The 22,408-nt window shown below is 47.1% G+C and carries 16 protein-coding genes and 1 pseudogene; 6 read left to right on the forward strand and 11 right to left on the reverse strand.

Annotated features, from left to right (window positions below; genetic code table 11):
- Window positions 1-121: 121 nt before the first annotated feature.
- The 6 genes from QUA23_RS28380 to psbZ form a co-directional block, all read right to left on the reverse strand.
- The gene (locus tag QUA23_RS28380; RefSeq protein ID WP_333041423.1) at window positions 122-382 is read right to left on the reverse strand and encodes a hypothetical protein; all 261 of its coding nucleotides are present in this window, start codon (window positions 380-382) and stop codon (window positions 122-124) included.
- 2 nt (window positions 383-384) lie between these two features.
- Entirely contained in the window at window positions 385-570 is a 186-nt protein-coding gene (locus QUA23_RS28385) for a hypothetical protein (RefSeq protein ID WP_242725046.1), read from the reverse strand.
- 92 nt (window positions 571-662) lie between these two features.
- A complete protein-coding gene (locus QUA23_RS28390; RefSeq protein ID WP_333041424.1) occupies window positions 663-2,150 on the reverse strand; it encodes a DEAD/DEAH box helicase in 1,488 nt (495 codons plus the stop codon).
- Between the two features lie 774 nt (window positions 2,151-2,924).
- Entirely contained in the window at window positions 2,925-4,235 is a 1,311-nt protein-coding gene (gene rimO / locus QUA23_RS28395) for a 30S ribosomal protein S12 methylthiotransferase RimO (RefSeq protein ID WP_333059616.1), read from the reverse strand.
- Between the two features lie 213 nt (window positions 4,236-4,448).
- Window positions 4,449-5,039 carry a 6,7-dimethyl-8-ribityllumazine synthase gene (ribH, locus tag QUA23_RS28400; protein ID WP_333079415.1) on the reverse strand — a complete coding sequence of 197 codons (591 nt, stop codon included), beginning with the start codon at window positions 5,037-5,039 and terminating at the stop codon, window positions 4,449-4,451.
- Between the two features lie 220 nt (window positions 5,040-5,259).
- Window positions 5,260-5,451 carry a photosystem II reaction center protein PsbZ gene (psbZ, locus tag QUA23_RS28405; protein WP_190735314.1) on the reverse strand — a complete coding sequence of 64 codons (192 nt, stop codon included), beginning with the start codon at window positions 5,449-5,451 and terminating at the stop codon, window positions 5,260-5,262.
- A gap of 316 nt (window positions 5,452-5,767) precedes the next feature.
- Here psbZ and QUA23_RS28410 point away from each other — a divergent pair, with 316 nt between their 5' ends.
- Together QUA23_RS28410 and QUA23_RS31200 are read left to right on the forward strand one after the other, a co-directional pair.
- Window positions 5,768-8,677, forward strand: a complete 2,910-nt coding sequence (locus QUA23_RS28410; RefSeq protein ID WP_333079413.1) for a CBS domain-containing protein — start codon at window positions 5,768-5,770, stop codon at window positions 8,675-8,677.
- A gap of 446 nt (window positions 8,678-9,123) precedes the next feature.
- A complete protein-coding gene (locus QUA23_RS31200; protein ID WP_445243529.1) occupies window positions 9,124-9,267 on the forward strand; it encodes a DUF2127 domain-containing protein in 144 nt (47 codons plus the stop codon).
- Window positions 9,268-10,032: 765 nt separating this feature from the next.
- Here the strand turns inward: QUA23_RS31200 and QUA23_RS28415 are convergent.
- Window positions 10,033-10,377 (reverse strand): DUF4870 domain-containing protein, encoded by a 345-nt coding sequence (locus QUA23_RS28415; RefSeq protein ID WP_333041435.1) that lies wholly within the window; start codon window positions 10,375-10,377, stop codon window positions 10,033-10,035.
- A 102-nt stretch (window positions 10,378-10,479) separates the two neighbouring features.
- Here QUA23_RS28415 and prfC point away from each other — a divergent pair, with 102 nt between their 5' ends.
- A complete protein-coding gene (gene prfC / locus QUA23_RS28420; RefSeq protein WP_333079411.1) occupies window positions 10,480-12,108 on the forward strand; it encodes a peptide chain release factor 3 in 1,629 nt (542 codons plus the stop codon).
- A gap of 88 nt (window positions 12,109-12,196) precedes the next feature.
- Here prfC and QUA23_RS28425 read toward each other — a convergent pair whose 3' ends face one another.
- Together QUA23_RS28425 and QUA23_RS28430 are read right to left on the reverse strand one after the other, a co-directional pair.
- Entirely contained in the window at window positions 12,197-12,523 is a 327-nt protein-coding gene (locus QUA23_RS28425) for a type II toxin-antitoxin system RelE/ParE family toxin (protein ID WP_333079409.1), read from the reverse strand.
- Window positions 12,520-12,783: a prevent-host-death protein gene (locus QUA23_RS28430; protein ID WP_333079408.1), complete on the reverse strand. Its 264-nt coding sequence runs from the start codon at window positions 12,781-12,783 to the stop codon at window positions 12,520-12,522. The genes QUA23_RS28425 and QUA23_RS28430 overlap by 4 nt, the downstream gene beginning before the upstream one ends.
- A gap of 392 nt (window positions 12,784-13,175) precedes the next feature.
- Here QUA23_RS28430 and QUA23_RS28435 point away from each other — a divergent pair, with 392 nt between their 5' ends.
- Entirely contained in the window at window positions 13,176-13,448 is a 273-nt protein-coding gene (locus QUA23_RS28435; RefSeq protein ID WP_333079559.1) for a hypothetical protein, read from the forward strand.
- Between the two features lie 244 nt (window positions 13,449-13,692).
- Here QUA23_RS28435 and QUA23_RS28440 read toward each other — a convergent pair whose 3' ends face one another.
- Complete coding sequence (locus QUA23_RS28440; RefSeq protein ID WP_333079561.1) at window positions 13,693-16,629, reverse strand: hypothetical protein; 2,937 nt, start codon at window positions 16,627-16,629, stop codon at window positions 13,693-13,695.
- 298 nt (window positions 16,630-16,927) lie between these two features.
- Here QUA23_RS28440 and QUA23_RS28445 point away from each other — a divergent pair, with 298 nt between their 5' ends.
- Both QUA23_RS28445 and QUA23_RS28450 read left to right on the forward strand, forming a co-directional pair.
- Window positions 16,928-19,477 (forward strand): zinc metalloprotease HtpX, encoded by a 2,550-nt coding sequence (locus QUA23_RS28445; protein ID WP_333079563.1) that lies wholly within the window; start codon window positions 16,928-16,930, stop codon window positions 19,475-19,477.
- Between the two features lie 1,170 nt (window positions 19,478-20,647).
- Window positions 20,648-21,217: an RNA recognition motif domain-containing protein gene (locus tag QUA23_RS28450; protein WP_006633606.1), complete on the forward strand. Its 570-nt coding sequence runs from the start codon at window positions 20,648-20,650 to the stop codon at window positions 21,215-21,217.
- Window positions 21,218-21,700: 483 nt separating this feature from the next.
- Here QUA23_RS28450 and QUA23_RS28455 read toward each other — a convergent pair.
- Window positions 21,701-22,408 (reverse strand): annotated as a pseudogene (locus QUA23_RS28455) (hypothetical protein); the annotation flags it as partial.

A 22,408-nucleotide genomic window follows, 5' to 3' on the forward strand; every position in this document is an offset into this window, starting at 1 on the left:
GCAGAGATTTTTGAGAAGAGTTATAATTCGCAAAGCCTTTGCCAGATAAGCTTTGCGAGTTTTGGGAGATGTCTAATGTGCGTGAAGCGTAGCTATCCCGTAGGGAATCCCCCGCGTCTCCTTAATCCTCTTCATCCTCATCCGACAATTTTGTCATTTCCTCAGCAACTAGCGTCTGAAAATCCTCTCCGCAGTGAACGTTGAGATGGATTGCAGCACTCATGAACTCTGCTAGAATTTCACCTTTTTGTCGATCGCTCAAATCAGGTAACTGAAGCTGGTGGATTAAAGTAATCACATTTTGACACTCAGTACCCAATTCATCAATTAACGTTCTCAGTGTAGAATTAGTTACAGAAATTGTCCGATCGCTAACTTGCATCTTTATTTACCCAATCGTTTTAAAGCTTGCTGAATTCCTTTCTCAAAAGCTCGAATTTCACTTTCCCAATGCCGGATTAAGCCTTCATCGGGAAAATCCTTCTCATATTCCAGTCTAATCTTTTCTTCATGTTCTGCAATCCGCTTGTTCAACGAACGAAGAGCTTTTTTGTGATTTTTATTCCCCATAGAGTCTCACACCCATAAAAAAAGTAGAGGTGCGATCGCGATCGCATCTCTACAAAAATTATAAATAAGGTGCACATCGTGCACCCTACAAATTAGCTGTTCTGGGGAACAGGAGCACTCGGTGCTCCAGAAAAAGTCGGCGCTGGTACAGAATTACTCGGTGCACCAGTCTTAGCCCGCTTTTTGATCAAGATTGGCTTGACGCTGTTTTCTGCACCAATCGGGGGATCTTCTTGTTGAGCGTAATCAGCGCCCATCCAAGCAGGACGGCTTTGATCGAAAGCCATTTGCAAAGCAGCAGCGGCGATCGCGTGGGAGTCGTACTCCTCGGATAACTGAGATACCAGAGGCAAGAAAGATGCCATCCGTTCGCCAGCCAAAGCTTCGCGAACTTTACCCTGCATCTTTTCCAACTGACGTGCTTCAATTTGCGCCCGTGTCGGAATGTTTCGCACCGTCAAGCTCGATCGCACGTGGCGTTCAATCAAGCGCAGTTTGCGGCGATCGACCGGTTGAATCAGCGTAATCGCCGTTCCTTCGCGACCAGCCCGGCCCGTGCGTCCGATCCGGTGAACGTAGCTTTCCACACTGTCGGGCAAATCGTAGTTAATCACGTGAGTCAAGTGATCCACGTCCAAACCTCGCGCCGCAATATCAGTCGCCACTACCCAGCGCACCTGACATTGGCGGAACCGATGCAACAAACGTTCCCGCTGTGCCTGATTCAAATTACCGTGATACTCGTCAACGCTGTGACCTGCTGCTTGCAGTTGGCTGGTGAGTTCTGCCGCCGACTGCCGAGTCCGCACAAAAATCAGTGCAGATTCCGGGTCTTCCATTTCTAAAATTGGCTGTAGGGCTCTTGCCTTCGACCAGCCACGGGGAATCATGTACACGCCTTGGCTGATGCGCTTTGGCGTTGCTTTTGGCTGTTCTACGGTGACGTTGACTGGGTTACGCAAATGCCGCGCCACCAATTTGCGAATGGAAGCTTCCATCGTCGCCGAGAAAAATGCCGTTTGACGTTCTTTTGGTGCAGCATCCAAGATTTTTTCCACATCTTGGATAAAGCCCATGCTCAGCATTTCGTCAGCTTCATCCAAAACCAGCCATTTTACCTTGTCTAGTTTTAGGCTGCCACGGCTGAGCATATCCAATATGCGTCCGGGTGTACCGACAACGACGTGCACGCCGCGCTTCAAACGCTGCATTTGACGATCGATCGATTGACCGCCGTACACTGTCAGAACTTGCAGAGAGCGACCCACTTTTACCGGGCCGTCGCTGCTGATGCCGCTCAAATCACGGATGGCTTCAGTTACTTGCATCGCCAATTCGCGAGTCGGCGTCAGCACCAGTGCTTGCACCGCAGTTACATCTAAATCAATCCGCTCCAAGATGGGCAACGAGAATGCTGCCGTTTTGCCTGTCCCTGTTTGGGCTTGACCCACAACGTCGCGACCTGCTAGCAAGTGCGGAATTGCTTGTACTTGGATGGGAGTAGGTTCTGTAAAGCCTAGTGTTTCCAGATGGAGAACGAGTTCTTCCGAAAGACCTAAGCCTTCAAACAATAAATTCATTAATGCTCCTAATAACGAGTCTTAGCCTTCTAAGTTGCCCAACTCGGATGCGGATTTCTGCTCTAGGGCAGGAACTCATAAGAGTTCTTTATGGTGCTGCGCCTGCGCGCACCTTCTTAAATAGCAATCGAGTATAGGGCAGCTCCGTCGATGGTGACTAAATTTACCAATTCGACAGCCGTCTTTGATTTTGTGACATCACCGATACCAACCGCCAGGGGTCGGGTTATAGGCTTCCAACATTCTTAAAACAGGACATTGGACTTCCTTTGAGGTACTTGCAAGCTTTCCCTCTAAGGCATTTTATAGTGAGGATCATGACCAGCCCCACTTCACTACATAGTAGTAACAGGTTGTTTGGTTCAGGCGCTATCCCGCAATCCGTCGCCTGCGGGATTGAGCGGGGGATGGGGCGACCGTTACCGCCTATCCATCTCAACACTCTTTCGGGATACCGTTGTGGTGTAGGGCGGACGGCGAAGCAATCTCAAATTATCCCCGCTTATTTCTGGCTTGTTATCATCATAACTCTTTACATTCAGAAACAAAACATTAAATTCGTTAAAATTTTCCGATGTTCTGTAGAGATTACCGCACCCCGACGGGGAGGGTCGATTGCCAGATAGGGGCTAAAAAAGTTTAGAACCCCTTTGCTACATATCTTTGCACAATTGTGTACTAACCGTTACTTTTGTTGCACAATCCGCTAATCATTTTTGGCTCGTGTCCGGTTTTTGTTCGCCACACCGCCGATCGCGACAGTTCCAGCAATACTTACACTTGACCGTAGAGGTCGTAGACATCTGCACCAGTAATTTTCACAGATACGATTGAACCCAGCCGCGCTTCTCCTGTGACGTAGACGAGTCCATCTACTTCTGGGGAAAACCGAGCGGATCTACCAATCAACTCGCCTGTCTCTGGTTGTTCTTGTTCTATCAGGACATCAACTACCTGACCGACAGACTCTTGATTCTTCTTCAATGATATAGGTTGTTGTGCCGCCATTACCGAATTGCGCCGCATTTCCATTATTTCTGCAGGTATTTGCTGGGGCAAGCTGAAGGCTGGGGTTCCTTCTTCTGGCGAAAATACAAAAACTCCTACGTGATCGAATTCGTGGCGCTTGACAAATTCCAGCAAGTGTGCTGCGTGTTCGTCGGTTTCGCCGGGGAAGCCGACAATAAAAGTTGTCCGCATCACGGCGCCGGGAAGTGCTGCTTTGAGCCGATCGACTATGGCATCATTGATCCCAGCTTGAAAAGGCCGATTCATCGCCCGCAGAATTTCCGGGTGCGAGTGTTGCAGGGGTAAATCCAAATACGGCAAAACGTTTGGTGTTTCGCGGATGGCTGCGACAACTTGCGGAGTCAAACCTGTAGGATAGGCGTAGTGCATCCGAATCCAAGGTACATCTACTTCACCCAAAGCGCGCAGTAGTTCGGCTAGTTTCGGTTCGCCATAAATATCTTTGCCGTAGTTGGTGGTAATTTGAGAAATTAAGATAATTTCCTTTACCCCTTCCGATGCCAATTGCTTAGCTTCGGCGACGATAGATTCGATCGTCCGCGATCGTTGATTTCCGCGCAAGTGCGGGATAATGCAAAAAGCACAGCGGTAGTCACAGCCTTCTGCTATTCGCAGATAAGCGACACCTTCCGATGTGGTGCGGTAGCGGGGAGTAGTTTCGTCAGCGATGTAAGTAGGTTCTGAAGAGACGAGGGAAACTCGATCGCCCTTTTCCACCTGCTGCATAACATTGACTATTTTGTGATAGTCGCCAGTGCCGACAATTGCGACTGCTTCGGGCAATTCGTCCAGCAATTCCTGCTGAAAATGCTGTGCCATGCAGCCGGTGATGACTACTTTTTTATTAGCTTCGGCCAATTCTACCAAGGTGCGGACCGACTCTTCTCGCGCAGCTTGGATAAAACTACAAGTATTGACTACAACATAATCAGCTAATTCTTCATTAGAATCCACTTGATAGCCCGCTTGAGCCAGCAAGCCGATCATGTGTTCGGTATCGATGCGATTTTTTTCGCAGCCGAGGTGAGTAAATGCGATCGTTGGCTTCGTTGCCATGCAGTAATAGTTAGTGTTGCGCTATTTCTAAGAACATTTTATGATATCACACTCATTGCCAATTGGCAAGATCTTGGTCTAATTTGTCGATCGGCTGCGACCAGTGGAACTTTTACCTTGGGGGCGGGCATAATCACCACCCCACAAGAGTTTGAAGATTTTTCCCGATGCAAATCTTGATGCTTTTCACCTAAAAAATACTGCTAGCCCAACTTACGTGGGGATTTGATCCGACGATACATCCGGGGCGATTGCCAGATTTGCTTCACCCGAAAGCACTTGAGCAGCAGATCCACTAGCTAAGTGACCGTAAGAGTGTGCGCCCAAACCCTTAACTTGGCGCATCAAAGTGCCCATTTCCAAAGCACTCATCGCATAATTCCAGCCCAAATTGCTTTTAATTCCAGCCCTTTCCAAAGCTTGCTGCATCGTGTCAGTCGTCACCACCCCAAAAATCACCGGCACTCCTGTCTGAAAAGCAGCAGCAGCAATTCCCTTAGCAACCTCACCAGCCACAAAATCGAAATGAGGAGTTTGGCCCCGAATTACCGCACCCAGACAAATTACCGCATCGTAGCGGTGAGAAAGAGCAGCTTGGCGCGCCACCAAAGGAATCTCAAAACTTCCCGGAACCCAAAAAAAGTCCACCTGAGAGCCATGAGGATTAATATCAACCCCGTGGCGTTTCAAACAATCTTGACATCCCTCCAAAAGTTTGTTAACCACCAAATCGTTAAAACGACCAATGACAATAGCAAACCGCAAAGATTCGGTGTGAGTAAAAGTTCCCTCGAAAACAGTCATAGTGCTCTAGTTTAGATTTTAGGTTTTAGATTTTAGATTTTTGTTTGTGAGAAGGCAAAAGTCAGAAAGCAGCAGCATCTCATCTGAATCTCAAGTGCAAAAACATACAGGGTCGCGCGGTCTGGAAAATTCCTAGCTTCTGCCGAATGCCTTTCAATCGCTGGTAAATGCCTTCAGCCTTCTATCTTTTACCTTCTTTCTTCGAGAGAGTTGGGTGAAATTAAACGACTAAAAAGTTCAATACACCCACTGCAATAACCAGCAAAAACCAGAGACCCGACCCGACATAAATCAGGGATTTAGACTGATTCCAGTTTTGGGGAGAGGCATAAGCAACTGGCACGCCAACGACCATCACAAAAGACAGCAGTACCAGACCCAGTAAAACCACTTGAAACAGAATTGATAACATCTTTTCTCCTTTCGATATAACCGTGCGTTGATCGGAAATAGTTTCCCAGAACCGAAAAAAATCTTCCAAATTCTAGTTTTTGACAGTTTCCCGATAGTCGATCGAGAAATTGTCGGTTGATTGATACGAAAGAACCCAGGCAAATTCGGGCGTTGCGCGAACAGGCGTCAGCGGCTCTTAAGATTTTTATCAATTTTATCATTGTTCGCTACAGCACAGAAAACTCGAAAGGTTAACTTAAAGCCCGATCGACACATCCGGTTTCAAAGGGCGAGAAATTGCTACTGTTTGAGTTAGAGATGCGGGATTTTCGGCTATGGACTTAGTTTTGTGCCACACAACAGCAGATTTTGACGCCTTGGGGGCGGCGGTGGGACTTTGCGTGCTGCGCCCCGGTAGCAGGATCGTATTGACGGGCGGGTGTCATCCGACAGTGCGGGATTTTTTGGCGCTACACCGCGACGAGTACCCGCTGATTGAACGCCGATCGGTCAATCCGCAACGCATTCGATCGATTACTATAGTTGATGCCTCCCAGCGCGATCGTTTAGGAAAAGCCGCCGAGTGGCTGGATTTGCCACAAGTGAGCGAAATTGCTGTTTTCGACCATCACCTACAGGCCGATTTAGACATTCCCGCTACTGTTACGCAGATCGAAGCAGTCGGAGCCAGCACGACATTAATTGTCGAAAAGCTCAAAAATCAAGCAGAAAACAGCGACACACCATTCCGCCTGCTGCCTTCGGAAGCAACAGTCATGGCCCTCGGCATCCACGTCGATACAGGTTCCCTCACCTTTGAGGGCGCAACTGCGCGAGATGCAATGGCTTTGGCCTGGTTGATGGAACAAGGAGCGAGTTTGGGGGTAATCGCTGAATATGTAGAACCCGGTTTGTCTCCTCAATTGCAAGATTTGCTCAGAGAAGCGCTGAATAATTTGCGATCGGAAACTTTGCACGGTTACAGCATAGCCTGGGTGCTGCTATCTACTGAAGCTTACGTTCCGGGGCTTTCTTCCCTGGCTTCTCGCTTGCTCGATTTAACTGAAACCGATGCTCTGCTGTTAGGCAATGTTTATAAATTTGGCGAAAACGAAAACAACCGCAACATCGCTCCCGAATCGCCAGTTTCCAATCGATTAACTATTATCGGTCGATCGCGAATCGAAGGAACAAACCTCAGCGAATTGTTCAAACCCCTCGGCGGCGGAGGCCACGCCCGCGCCGCTTCCCTCGCCACCCGCGATGTTGATCCCCTGCTGACTTTAAATCAGTTAGCTGAGGAACTAAAAACTCAAATTCCCCACCCTCCCACAGCCCGCGAATTAATGTCGTCTCCAGTGCGGAGTATTCGCCCGGAAACTTCGGTGGGGGAAGCTCACCGTATACTCCTACGTTACGGACATTCGGGGCTTTCTGTGGTCGATGCGGGCGATCGGCTGGCTGGCATTATCTCGCGGCGCGACATTGACATTGCCCTGCACCACGGTTTCAGTCACGCCCCGGTGAAGGGTTACATGACTCCGCAGCTAAAAACGATCGCCCCAGATACCTTGCTGCCAGAAATTGAATCTTTAATGGTGACATACGATATCGGCCGCTTGCCAGTTTTGGAAAACGGTCAATTGGTGGGAATTGTGACTCGGACTGATGTGTTGCGCGAATTGCACCAGCAAAAAGCGCGAGACAGGGGAAGTAGTGCAGAATTTTCTAATTGTCCTGTACCCGAATCGGTGGAGCAGTTGTTACGATCGCGCATCAGTCCCGAATTATGGCAATTATTGTCGATCGCCGCCAATATTGCCCAAAATCGCGGCTGGCAACTTTATATTGTGGGTGGAGCAGTCCGGGATTTACTCTTAGCCACGGATGATACACTGGCGCTAACAGATATCGATTTGGTTGTGGATGGAAAGTGCGGTTCCGACGATTCCGGTGCTGGTGTCGAGTTAGCTTCCTCGCTGCAAAAACTTTACCCAGACTCGCGTTTAGACGTTCACGGTCAATTTCAAACCGCTGCGCTTTTGTGGCACAAAGACTCTGCTTTCGGCTCGTTGTGGGTGGATATCGCGACTGCTCGTACTGAATTTTATCCTTATCCGGCTGCAAATCCTGAAGTTGAAGCGAGTTCAATTCGCCAAGATTTGTACCGCAGGGATTTTACAATTAATGCGCTGGCTGTGCGGTTGGGTGTTCCTCGCAGCGGCGAATTGTTAGACTTTTTTTGCGGTTTGCTGGACTTGGAATCGAAGCAAATTCGAGTTTTGCACGCCAATAGTTTTATCGAAGATCCGACGCGAATTTATCGCGCTGTGCGGTTTGCGGTGCGGTTGGGATTTGAAATTGAGCCGCAGACGGAAGGATACATCCGCAACGCTTTGGCCAGCGGGATTTATTACCGAATTCAGGGGGAAAACGGCCGAGCTCCGGCTTTGGAAACTCGGCTCAAAAGCGAATTGAAATACATTTTGCAAGCTCCTTACTGGAAAGTTGCTTTGCAAATGCTGGGAGATTTGCAGGCTTTGCGCTGCATTCATCCTAGCTTGGAGTTGGATCGGGAGTTGTGGCGGCAACTGCGTTTGCTCGATCGGTGTTTGAATGGAAGGAAGAAGGAAGGTTCGGCAACGAGCAATGTACAAGATGTAACGGATGTAACGGATGTCAGGAAGAAGGAAGAAGGAAGAAGGAAGAAGGAAGAAGGAAGAAGGAAGAAGGAAGAAGGAAGAGACAATTCCCCATTCCCCATTCCCCATTCCCCATTCCCCATTATCAATATTCCCGATTGGCAGATGCGGCTGGAAGTTTTGATAGGTTATTTAGCACCGGAATATCGAGGCAAGGTGGCTGCAAATCTTCAGTTACCCGCTGACAGCATTAAACGGCTGGAAGTTTTAGAAGCCGGAAAGAACCAGTTAGCAGAGAATTTGCCTAAGTGCGAGTTGCCGAGTCAATTGGTGCTGCTGTTGAGAAATTATGAGTTCCCGGTGTTAATTGCGATCGCCCTACAAAGTCCACGAAGTGCACGCCGCCAAATCTGGGAATATCTCACCAAATGGGCGAATGTTGAGCCGCCTTTAAATGGCAACGATTTGAAGGCTTTGGGTTATAAGCCGGGGCCTGGGTTTAAACGAATGTTGGATGATTTATTGGCGGCGAGGTTGGATGGCGATTTGGGCGATCGGGCTGCTGCTATCTCTTTCTTAGCACAACGTTATCCTCAAGCTTAGTAAGGTGCGTCAGCAGCGCGTTATTTTTTCTCTACTTGATTAGCTAATTGCTGACGCATTCTACTGAATTTTTAGTTGGCAATCCCAAACAGGCTAACCAGGCGATCGCACATTATTGATATTTCGAGAATTAACGTGAAGAAACATCACGCTCCTGCTTTAATCGCAATTGTCTTTTACAAAACATTTGTGGCTTCGCTCTTGACAGTAACTTCGATTGCTTTGCTTTTTGCATTAAACAATCATCAAGTATGAGAAAATTTTAGCAGTTTTATTTGTTAGAAAGGAAGCTAAAAATAATTTAATTTATCTTAGAAAAACTTCTATTTCTCCAACCAAAAAACTTACTACTTAGAGGACTTGCCGCAGCACTTTATGCAGTTTTAACTGCTGTTGAATCCGTCTGTTTCTGGTAAGAAAAAGACTGGGCAACAATTTTAGTTTTAGTGCTGGTAAGCATCAGTATACCCCCTGAAATATATGAATTAGTTCACGGGGTCACGGTACTTAAGTTAGCGGTATTTATCACAAATGTAGCCATCTTATGGTATTTGCTCCACCATTGGCCGAAGCATGGTAAAGGAGCTTAAAGTTTTGATTATTCAGAGGAAACTCACTTGATTTTATAAATTTCAGCATTTTCCATTTTAATTTCATAAAATGGCTGCTCAGTCAAATAAAAACCTCAATCTTTACAAAAATTTTGTGATTGTAAAGATTCGATAAAGCTACGAGGGGTTATACCCCCTATGAGTTATACTGACATATATATAGATGCACCCTGATGGCTTTCCCGTTCCACAAGAGCGGGATTTTTATTGGAAAAATATTGTATTAAGTTTTAAGACTGCTGGTAGAGATAGAAGTGGTAGAAAATTTCAATAAAACGATCGCCAGATGCAAAAATAGCACAGCTAAAGCAAAAACGATGGTTCGGAGCGATCGAACCTCACCCCTAACTCTGCGAAATAACCTAAAGGCGGTAGCATAGTTTGGGAACCGGCATCAACTGAAGATGAACTTAGCCTCAGCAATAGCCCTGCAACAGGGTGAAGACAGCATTGCAACTTTAGGAAGATGAGGGTTCGGCATCACTTATCGAGCTACCCACATTCATTTAAACTGAGATGTTGCACCATTTTCAATTACTTGTTTAGGAACAACAGGCAAGCTGCCTGTTCCACAATAAAATTCATCTCTTGTGGAACAGGCAAGATGCCTGTTCTTGAAAATGGTGCAAGATGTAAGTTTAAACAGAGATGTTGCACCATTGTGAGTTATAAAATAATTAAAAACCCGGTTTCTTCTTAAAGAAATCGGGTTGTTGAAATCGATGGTGAAGCGCGATTTGCTGTCTAAACTATTCGGAAAATAAAAGGGTAGCGATAAGGTTGGTTGGGATTTTGCAAAACGTGGAGGATAGCCATTATTGTCAGTCCCCAGTGCAGCAGATAACCTAGGGGCACTAAGATAAAACCAGCAAGACCGAAAGTGACGACAGTTAACACCACAATCACGGTGCTGTACACCCATACATTAAGGTGAAAATTGATGGCTTCTGTGGCGTTTTCTTTGACAACGGGGTCATCTGATACTAACAATACAGCGATCGGAGCACCGATCGAGAACAGTAACGTACTGAAAAAAATCGCCCCGTGGCACACCAGTGATAGCAGCTTCCGCTTGTCGGAGTCGTACATATTAGTTTTCTTCCTTGACTTTAGTGATAATTTTACCTTTAATAGCAACTGTAGCACAGGCTATAATGGCGATCGGGTGATGATTCCCCTACCTAATTTGTGATGACAACAGAACTCGAAACTGAACTGCTAACTGCTGTTGAGCGCCGGCGCAACTTTGCTATTATCTCGCACCCCGACGCGGGTAAAACTACTTTGACAGAAAAGCTGCTGCTGTACGGAGGTGCAATTCACGAAGCAGGTTCTGTGAAAGCGCGGCGGGCTCAGCGACACGCTACATCTGACTGGATGGCGATGGAACAGCAGCGGGGAATTTCTATTACTTCTACTGTTTTGCAGTTTGAGTATAAAAAATATCACATTAATCTGCTCGATACTCCGGGACACCAAGATTTTAGCGAAGATACTTATCGAACTTTGGCGGCGGCTGACAATGCAGTTATGCTTGAGGATGCTGCTAAGGGTTTGGAACCGCAAACTCGGAAGTTATTTGAAGTTTGTAAGCTGCGAAGTTTGCCTATTTTTACTTTCTTTAATAAGCTCGATCGCCCTAGCAGAGATCCTTTGGATTTGTTGGACGAAATTGAGAAGGAATTGGGGTTGCAGACTTATCCGGTAAATTGGCCGATAGGTACGGGCGATCGCTTTAAAGGTGTTTTCGATCGCAGAGGGCGCAAGATTCACTTATTCGAGCGGACTAAACACGGTTCTCAGGCTGCTGTTGATACTGTCATCGAATTGGGCGATCCGCGCATTGAAGATTTGTTGGAACAAGACCTTTACTATCAGCTCAAAGAAGAGTTAGAACTGCTGGACGAGTTAGGAACTGAACTGGATTTAGAGTCGGTTCGGGCTGGCAAAATGACGCCTGTTTTCTTTGGCAGCGCGATGAGCAATTTTGGGGTAGAGCTGTTTTTAGATGCGTTTTTAGATTACGCTATGAAGCCGATCGCCCGCAAGAGCACCGCCGGAGATTTGCCGCCAACTTATGAAGACTTTACCGGGTTTGTGTTTAAATTGCAAGCGAATATGGACCCAAGACACCGCGATCGGGTGGCGTTTATTCGGGTTTGTACGGGCAAGTTTGAAAAGGACATGAACGTGACTCACGCTCGCAGCGGTAAAACGGTGCGTTTGTCAAGGCCTCAAAAGTTATTTGCTCAGGATCGGGAGTCGATCGAGGTTGCGTATCCGGGCGATGTGATCGGTTTGAACAATCCGGGAGTATTTGCGATCGGCGATACTATTTACACAGGTCAAAAACTGGAATATGAAGGGATTCCCTGTTTTTCTCCCGAACTTTTTGCTTTTTTGAGAAATCCCAATCCTTCTAAGTTTAAGCAGTTCCGCAAAGGCGTTTCGGAGTTGCAGGAAGAAGGCGCAGTGCAAATTATGTACTCGGTTGATGAGGCGAAACGCGAGCCAATTTTGGCGGCTGTCGGACAGTTGCAATTTGAAGTTGTGCAGTTCAGAATGCAGTCGGAATATAATGTGGAAACGACGATCGATATGTTGCCTTACAGTGTAGCTCGCTGGGTTGACGGCGGTTGGGAGGCGCTGGAAAAAGTTGGGCGGCTGTTTAATACGGTGACGGTGAAAGATACTTGGGGAAGGCCGGTTTTGCTGTTTAGAAATGAGTGGAATTGCCGGCAGGTGGAAGGGGATCATCCTGTGTTGAAGTTAAATGCGATCGCCCCTGTGGTTTCTGGTTTGGCTGTTAGCGAGGAGTGAGATTACCGCAGGCAAAGGACACAACACTGTTGTGTCCATACAAATGATATTTATTCGGCTTAAATACGCCGGATATAAGAAGTTATAATCACGGCTCTAACAGTTTTTCTAAGATGGTGTAAATGTCTTTTTTGTCACCATCTTTACGTCTCCCTAGTCCCACGACAACAACTATAACTCGATCTTGTTCGACTTGATAAACTATACGATAGCGCTGTCCAACAGCTCGGATGCTGCGAAATCCTGATAGGTTATCTACAAGGGCTTTGCCTTGCTTTTGTGGTTCAACTTTTAGTTGATCGATGCGATCGCGCAATTTTTCCTGTTCTCGTCGATCTTTGACTGCCTCCAACATTTCCAGTGCCAGTGGCGTAAGCTGGATCTCATATTCGATCGCATTTTCTTCGTGATTCATAGTCCCAATTTTGCTTTGGCATTTTCCCAGGAAATAGTTTCGCCTTGGCTGGCTTGGGTGATGCTTTGGCGCAATTTGGTAACGAATTCTGTATCGGTGAGAATATCTAAGGTTTCTAACAGTTCAGTCAAATGCGTGTAGCTGATTGCAGCCATAACGGGAACACCATCTTGAGTGATGATGATAGGCTCATTGATAAGTTCTTGGGGTAGGTTTGGAAGCTGCTGCTGTGCTTGGGCAATGGTGAGTCGTTTGGACATGGTTTTACTAAAGCAACATTACTTTTAATTTAGCATTTCGGCCCAACTAACTGGTTTCCAGCCGCTGACGCTGGTAACGAGTAAATCCAAAATCTAACATCCAAAATCTAAAATCTAAAATCGGTTGACGGCTGGCCCCCTCTGCGGCTACGCTTTGAAGTGAGAGGTTGCTTGCTTGTAGAGGAGGCAGCCCGCGTCGCCCAAAAATCTAGTTGCACTGCCCAAAGCTGCTGGTAACAGCAATGGACAGCATAACCGCCAAACTGGGACTAGCAGTCTGGAGGCTAACGGAGTATCTTAACATCCTCTGTAGCCGCCCTGCTATGTGTTGAAATGCGGGGCGGCTGGGTTTTTGGGTTTTTCTAGAAAACCCAAAACCAGGAGAAGATATTATGTCACAGGAATTCGTGCCTGACGACAACAAATTCGATCGCCCAAATGACGACTCAGCAGCAGTATGCGAACAGGAAGTGGTGCTGTTAACGGTTGTCGGTTCGCCCAAGGGTGTCCGGGAAACCATACTCACTTTGTACCGGCTGGGATTTGCAGAAGTGGGCGATTGGAGTCCGGTACAGCGTGCGGCGAATCCGAAGCAGGTGATGAGCGTGCTGATCCGTCGGAAGCGATCGGCTGACGGTACATCGCCGAGACAATCTGGGCGGTAAGCTGCAAGGTTAAATAGGTAAATTCGAGGGCCGGCTTTTAACGCTAAGCCCTGAGTCCGGCAGGGGTTGAAACCCCTGCCTCAAAGCAAAAGTCCTCGCGATGAGGACTGAAGAATTCATTAGTCCTCATCGCGAGGACTTTTGCTAAAAGCCCCGTGGAATTCATTCCCTGGCGGCCTTTCGGTTTAAGTTAACTGGACACGTCCTCCTTTTTAATGCCGCGTCTTTACTCCTTGCGATCGAGCTAACTGCTGAGACTATCCTTACCCAAATTATCGAGAAGTTGTTGCAGCGCATCGCGGCTATTGCGAACCAGATCGTTGTTAGGAGCAATGGCTAAAGATCGATTCCACATTTCCAGTGCCTCTTGCCAATTCTTCAGTGCTTCCTGTTGCTCAGATAATTTTGCTTGTAAATCACCCAGTATTCTCAGTGCAATACCTTTGTTGTTGAGGACAATGATGTCATCCGGTGCAATAAGTAAAGCTCTATTGTAAGCAGCGAGCGCATCTGAGTAAGACTGTTTTGCCGCCTCAAATTCACTTAGCTGTGCTTGCAATTCACCCAGACTTAACAGCCCATTCCCTTTCTTGTTGAGAGCACAGATATAATCCGGTGCAATAAGTAAAGCAGAATTACAGGCAGCGCTCGCCTCAAAGTAAGACTGTTTTGCCCTCTCAAATTCACTTAGCTGTGCTTGCAATTCACCCAGACTTCGCAGCGCATTCCCTTTGTTATTGAGAGCATTGATATAATCCGGTGCAATAAGTAAAGCAGAATTATAGGCTGCGATCGCTTCTAAGTAAGACTGTTTTGCCGCCTCAAATTCACTTAGCTGTGCTTGCAATTCACCCAGACTTCGCAGCGCATTCCCTTTGTTGTTGAGAGCATTGATATAATCCGGTGCAATAAGTAAAGCATAATTATAGGCTGCGATCGCTTCTAAGTAAGACTGTTTTGCCGCCTCAAATTCACTTAGCTTTGCTTGTAATTCACCCAGACGTAGTAGCGCAATCCCTTTGCTGTTGAGAGCATTGATATAATCCGGTGCAATAAGTAAAGCAGAATTACAGGCAGCGCTAGCCTCAAAGTAAGACTGTTTTGCCGCCTCAAATTCACTCAGAATTGCTTGCAAATTACCCAGACGTAGTAGCGCAATCCCTTTGTTGTTGAGAGCGCAAAGATAATCCGGTGCAATAAGTAAAGCAGAATTACAGGCAGCGCTAGCCTCAAAATAAGACTGTTTTGCCGCCTCAAATTCACTTAGCTGTGCTTGCAATTCACCCAGACTTTGCAGCGCATTCCCTTTGTTGGTGAGAGCAGCAATATCATCCGGTGCAATAAGTAAAGCAGAATTATAGGCTGCAACTGCCTCTAAATGTTCCTGTCTTGCCTCTACATATCGAGCCAACCGAGCATAGTAATCTCCCTCCGAGCGCGAAACTCTACCAAGCCAATAATCACTTTTAATCCACAACTCATCTCTAACTCCCAGCAGCAACTCGCATTCCCCGTAACGACTCAGCCGCAATCCTTCATCAAACACCTCTTCCCATTCCTTCACACCCCGCTCCCAATCCAAGCGATTAGCATGATAAATTGCCTCAGCCGCATCCCCCACTTCCCGATAATGCCCCTCTAAAACCTCATGCGCCCTGCGAGTTTTCGGATGATCCCGATCGGCATCCAAGCGCCGCAATAAATCGTGAATCCGATACCAATTATCCCCCCGCTTTTCCGATTTCCACACAAACGAAAAACTCGTCAAAACCTCAAAATTTGCACTACTTGCCTGGAAGTGACAACCCACTCCCAATTTTACATACAAATCCTCATCAAAAGCGCGGCAAGCACTCAGCGAATGCACAGCCAATCGCACTTCCCGATCCACATACAAAAGCAGCCGATCCGTTAACTCCGCCGTCTTATTTTCCAACTTCGGAATCCGCGAAAAATCCGACGCCAGCAACTCAATTCCCCGCCTTCTTTCTGCCAGCACCACATCAGCGCACAAACCTAAATAAAACGGATGTACCTGCAAATTCTCCCAATTATCATCGGGATTGACGCTGGCATATTTAATTACAGCATCTGCCAAATCTGCCTTGTCAATCTCCACTTTGTGCAAGTAATCCCTCGCATCATCCGGCGACAAATGCCAAACCAATTGTGCATCTATATAATCTGCGGGAATCGGAAACTTCGACGCATTCGGCCACCGCAATTGCGTCACCGGACAATCTCGCCCCGCCACAGCAACCACAATCCCCAATTTATAATCCAATGCCCTCAACAACCGCCTAAACCACTCATCTTGATACCAAAAAGTTGCGCCTTGAGAATTGCGTTTTTCATCCCACATTTTCTCGTGAGTATCGAACAGCATCACGAGGCGATCGGGTTTATTTCTACCAGCCATTGCCGCATTCAAATCCCCAACAAACAATTTCGGCAAACAGTCGGTTAACTCAGTATCAATATCTTGACGGCGAATTTGATCCGCCTTTTCATCGCTGACACCCAAGCGATTTTGAATTAATTTCATCGCCCGCTTAATCCCGCCGAACTTATCTATCCCTTTGAGTACCGCCACCGCTTGCGCCACCACCGGAAAATCTGCAAAAGTTTCAACTACAGGCGCCACCAATTCCGCCACATCATCGGGGAAAAGTTGGTTGAGAGTTGCCTGTGATTCGCCTTTGTTCAGCAAATACCAAAAGCAAGCAAAGTCATAATTGGGAAATTTAAATTTATATTTCTTAGTTGCTGCTGCAACATTTCGCCGCAGCATCAGCAAGCCGTAAAATCTATCTTGCGGTTTATCTTCTTTAATCGGTATCAATCCGAAATCGTGTCTGACTGCGGGTATGGGAGTGTAGGTTTTGGCTTCTGCATTGCGGACGAAATCAGCAACTTCGGCCGCTTTTGATTCTGGGAGTGCGCGCAATTGTTGCCAAACCTGCGACGAAAATCTTTTGCAGCAGTTATACTGCAAGTGTTTTAGGAGCAATGACTTGCCGTTGCCTCCATCGCCAAAAAAATACAAAATTTGTTCCGGAGGCGGGTCTTCGTTTAAATAAAAGGCAAATCGGCGGGTAAATTCGTGTCTGTCTGTGAATAGTTGGAGCTTGCGATCGTCGCTAATAGATTCGCTTTCAAAATCTTCGTCGTCAATTGGCATAAATGTGCAGGTGAGGTGTTAATTTAATTATAAGCAAAAATTAGATGGGCTCGGTGATTGAAATCTCGTCTCCACAAACTTTAGTTTCTCTCGCTTGAGACTAAGAGATCGAGGAAGTATTTAACCCGGATTTAGCATAAATCTTCAGTCTTCATAGCGAAGACTTTAGCTTTGAGGGAGGGGTTTAAACTCCTGCCCGATCGTAAAGATCGTCCGCTTGGAGTGACCGAAAGTTTGACTGTTGAGCGGTTTCAACCGCCGAAGAAACTGCAACAAATGGTGACAGAGAAATAGAGCTGTGTTAGAACAGCTATCGATCGACCACCCAAGCTATCTTAGAAAGGACGCTAGCGAAAGCACAGTCATGGCACCTCCCACTAATCCAAATCCGGCGGATTCATCTGCAAAACAGTCCCTAGAGGCTGGGCTAGCAGCTTTGAAACAGCAGGATTACCCCACCGCGATCGCCCTTTTAGAATCCCTTACCCAAACCGCAGCTAATCAGTCGTCGGGAATCCGCGCGCAGATGGGGTTGGTGGCTGCGTACAAAGCAACCGGTAATGTGAAAGAGGCGATCGCCCTGTGCTCTTCCCTCGCCAAAAGTCCCAACTCTCAAGTCAAAACTTGGGCCGATCGCGCTTTAAAAGAATTAACCCCCCCTCGCCCCCCAAAACCGCCGGAAAATAAACCAACATCCGCAGAAACTCCCCCCGAAACAGGCTTTGTCGCCTTTGATGCCGGAACTAAATCGGCGAAAAAATCGATTGGGGGCGATCGACCTACGGTAGACAAAAAAACAGGATTTTTACCTTTAGAGCCGGTTTTAGAGCCAAAAAACGCTAAATCGCAACCGATTTCCCCGCCACCTCCACCCCCCACACGCCCGACTTCTGAACCGGAAAACTCCACAGAAACCGCACCCGATACAGAAATTAGCGACGAAAATAGTTCCGCTTCCCCAACAGATATCCCCGGAGTCGCCAGCCCAGATACTTACCAACTCACTTGGCGCGAAGCAGGGCGCGCGAAAAGCCCGCGCCCCCTCAAACCGCTGAAGTTGCTGGAGTTCCGGGTGCAAGCCGTTGCAAGTGCGCTCGCCCTATTTTTCCTAGCCCGGTTTATCCTGCAATTCCTGCTGATAAACACTAATTCTCTGTTGGTTCAGCTTTACATATTCACTAGACTGCCTATTTTCGCGCCGATTCAGCTTTTTTACCGCGATCCAACTCCGTTTGTTCAGATGGTTTTTGGATTGCTTTTGGCCTCATCTCCCTGGCTGATAGACGCGCTGCTGAAACTGTTTTGCGGCATCGAAACTCTGCGCGGGTCAGTTTTATCGAAGCACAGCAAGGAAGCTAGTCGGTTACTGCGAAGTTATTGTACCAAGCAAAATATGCCGGTGCCGGTGCTGAAACTCTTGCCGCTGAATGTTCCTGTAGCTTTCAGTTACGGCGGTTTGCCCCGTTTTGCTCGGATTGCTGTGAGTCGCGGGCTGTTGGAACAGTTGACGGATGATGAAATTGCCACGATTTTTGCGCGGGAGTTGGGCCATATCTCTCACTGGGATTTTGCGCCGATGTCGCTGGCGCTGCTGGTGATTCAGATTCCTTACTTGATTTATTGGCAGGTGGCGCACTGGCAAGAGCGGTTGTGTGATTTAATGACGATCGAGTTTTTGCGTTCTGCTGTCAAATTTGTGGCCGCTGCAATTTCTGCTACCAGTTACGGGATTTATAAGTTGTTGCGCTGGCCGATGTTGTGGCTGTCGCGCCGCAGAGTGTATTTTAGCGATCGCACTGCTGCTGAAATTACGGGAAATCCTAACGGTTTGACGCGGGCACTGGGTAAAATTGCGATCGGCATTGCTGATAATATCGAACAGCAAAAACAAACTAGCTTTTTCCTCGAAAGTTTCGATCTATTGTTACCTGTAGGCGTTGGACAAGCTGTAACCCTTGGTTCTGCTGCATTACACGCGCCGCTAGAACAGATTTTGCTGTGGGATGTCAGCAATCGCGAGCGCAACTGGTTGACGGTTAACCGCGCGCATCCTTTGCTGGGAGAGCGTTTGAAGCTGTTAGTCCTCTATGCTCAATTTTGGCAACTGGAGACAGAGTTAGATTTGGCAAACGCGGGAGTCCAAGAACAACCCAGGAAAGGAAAATTGTCTCTGTTTAAGTCAATACTCGAATTTAAAGATTCAAAACTATTTTTACAGGGTGCACCGTTTTTTGGAATTCCGATGAGTTTGGCGATAGTCGGGGTGCTTTGGCTGATTGGCTGGATTTTTTCGAGGACGAGTATCTGGCAGTTGGATTGGCTTTGGGGCGATCGATCGATTATTTGGGGCTGTTTGCCGATCGGATTTAGCATCGGTACTTTGATGCGGATCAATTATTTCTTCCCGGATATTATACCGCGAGAAACCGCTTCGCCGAGTTTGCCGGAAATTTTGTCAAATCCCGACAGTTTGCCGTTGGATGCTGAACCAGTGCGGCTGGAAGGCCAACTTTTGGGTCGATCGGGTATGAATAATTGGCTGGGACAAGATTTGATTTTGCAAACGGCGACAGGGTTGGTGAGGTTGCACCATGTTTCGAGGTTTGGCTACCTTGGCTCTTTGTGGCCATTTTTGTTCAAAGAGACTACTCGCCCTAGCGATTTGATCGGAACATCTGTTGTGGCGACTGGTTGGCTACGCCGGGGTGCTACTGTGGCGATCGACCTTGAAAGTCTCCGCAGTCAAGGAGGGAGGGTTAGTGACAGCGGACATCCGATTTGGTCTGCGATTTTGGCTTTTGCTGCTGCTTTTTGGGGCGCATACATCATTATCCAAGGCCCAAGGTGAGGAATAGTTGTCCGATTGTGGCGTGAATCCCTCTCAACGCGCAGCCAGGATTAGTTTTGAGTTAAACAGCGGAGGGGCGATATTCTACGAGGGCTTCGCTAACGATGTTCTCCGTGCTGGTGGCGCACCCTACAGTCCATTGGTGTCCACTTAACGTCAAACGTAGTACCGGTCTGCTGTTTAACGATTAGGGTTCGATCCCCCCTAGCCCCCCTTAATAAGGGGGGGACAAGAAATATGCTCAAAGTCCCCCTTATTAAGGGGGATTTAGGGGGATCTAGACTTAGGTAAAAGCGAGATTTCTCAGGGGTTGCAGGCGTAAGTTGTCACTAAGGCCTACAGTCTTCTTCCTTCTTCCGTCATTAAGAAAAGTTGCTTTTTTGCCAGCACTCTGTTACATTAGTTTACAGGACTTGGATTGAACCAAATAGCGCGATAACTTCAGTTGGCTAAAATCCCTTAAGGCATTGCGTAAAAATTGTCAACATCCCAACACAGCAAGTACAGCCAGCCGCTTGTCGGCTGTTTTTTTGCGACCGCTATTTTTGCTGTGGGGGATGAATTCTCAAAAGTGATTGAGATGTGGTTTCCGTTAAATTCAGACTGAAATCTTCCTAAATAACTAGCTCTGTTACCAAGGCTGTGATACCTTTAAAGAATGCTCGGACTTTGCCGGGCCTGATTTAAGGGATAGCGGGTAAGTGAGTAGTTCTCAGCATTAGGAGCGAGATTAGGAACGAGGTAAGATTACTGGCTGAAAAAATGTTAGCCATTTTATCCATCACTGTATTAAACTGAATACTGGCATTCCGATCGCTTACAATTGACATCCTTGGACATAAATTTCTAGACGGCGCTGGCTATAAACATTCTGAATCAAAACCGGAAGCAAGTAATACAGAATAGCCAATAGCCTAAACATTTGAGTGATGACTAAAAGTTTACACAACAACCTGAGATTTAAAAGCTCTCTGCATCGGCGGTTAAGTTCCGGCCTTATCAGAGTAAATCATCTTTTTGTTCTAAAAGGTGGGGGGAGCTGTCAAGGTTGGTGGGAGGAATGCGCCAATTCTCGGGTTATGTGGTGTTTGCCTGAAGTCAATATTCAGTTGACTTCAGGTAATTCTGTTCGAGCAAATTAATTAAAATCCAAGTCGGGAGGAATTTTTCATGTCTATTCGTCTTTATGTTGGCAATCTACCGAAGGAACTCGATCGCCAAGAATTGCAAGAAGTTTTTGCACCGGAGGGCGAATCTGTTACCACCAAGGTAATTACAGACCGCAAAACTGGTAAATGCAGAGGCTTCGGTTTTGTGACGGTGCTAACCGACGAACAAGCCGACCAAGTTATTGAGAAATACAACGGCTTGATGTTCAAAGAAAACCCCCTGAAAATAGAAAAGGCACTGCCCCGTTCTAAGGGTAAATCTGAGAAGGGCGAAGACGATCAGCAGCAGTCGCCGCAGTCACCGCAGTTGGTGTCGGCATCGGCGTCTGTGCCTATGCCTGTGCCTGCGCCGCAGCAACAGCAGCGCTCTGCTTCGGCTCCTCCTACCCAAGGTGGAGGCGGTTCCAGCAAAAGCAATCGCCGTCGGGGTGACAACAACAAGTCCCGCCGCAATCAGTCAGCAACAACGGTGTCGAGCGCTGATTCCGGCTCGGTGCAGCCAGATCCGCGCTGGGCGAGTGCTCTGGAAGAACTCAAGCAAAGATTGGTGGAAGCTCAGACTACTAATTAGTCGAAAATGGCGGCTAATTGCTGCTGTCTCTGGACTCTGGTTGACTGAATGTATCTGCAAGTGCGATCGAAAATGGGTCAAAAAACCCTGTTGTCGATCGCACTCTTTGATCGTAAAAAACCTCTAATATCTAGCAATGCGGTAAAATAACCGCGATCGGACAAGTAATGAAAACTCAAGTCCTGACTACCAACCAGTTGGATTTTGGTCGATCGACCCGACACAATGTCATATCGTTTCCGGTTGCATCGGAATAATAAAATCAAGTCAACAGTTAACACTCAACCATTCAGTTTTTCGACCCACCCGTCAACAGTCAACAGTCAACAGTCAACAGTCAACAGTCACGGACGGTGCAACCGGAATTGATATCCTATCCTGAGAATGGTTGGCAAAAAAACCCGGTTTCTCTGAAAATATAGGGTTGAGCAGCGAGACATCTAGAAAGAAACCAGGTTTTTAGCCCGTCTAAACAAGTCCTCTTTATTCGATAGCGCCGAATTCGATTGTCTCAATAAACTCAAAAATCTTGTTCATAATTCCCTCAACTTCAGACTCCAGGGAACCCAATTCATCCCCTTCCTGATAAATTCGCTGACAGCTTACGGTGTAGCAAAAATCGTCAGCAATAAAAGCCATAAGTCCCCGGTAAGCATCCAACCGAGTCAGAGAACCCTCGTTTTTCTGCACGCTGAGAGTTGCACCAGCAGGCAAATCTAAAACCACGAAATAAGCTTCTTCATCTTCTAAATATTCGGCGTGGAGTAACTTAGAATTGGGAACATTAGCAAGAATTGCCTGAGAAACAAAATTGTCGAGAAAAGACTTGAGATAAGCTTCCTCGCCAACCGAGTCGATTGTTTCTTCAACTTCACCAGCAACAGGGAAATAATCAATTTTCAGCAAAACGCCAAAGTCGTCTGAAAATGCGACACAGCCTTCTTGATCATCAATTTTACCGCCTCGTTGATCGTCAACTGGAACGGGAACGCTAAAATTGCCTTCAGGAGATACGTACCATGCCGCATCGAAATCAGACTCTCCGCCTTCTACTTCCGAGTAAGCAGCAATTACATCCTCAATAATTTCCGCAGCTTCCTCGTCTTCCACACCTAATAGACATCTCCCAAAACTCGCAAAGCTTATCTGGCAAAGGCTTTGCGAATTATAACTCTTCTCAAAAATCTCTGC

This window comes from Microcoleus sp. Pol1C5, from assembly GCF_036701115.1.
In the GTDB taxonomy this organism is placed as follows: Bacteria; Cyanobacteriota; Cyanobacteriia; order Cyanobacteriales; family Microcoleaceae; genus Microcoleus.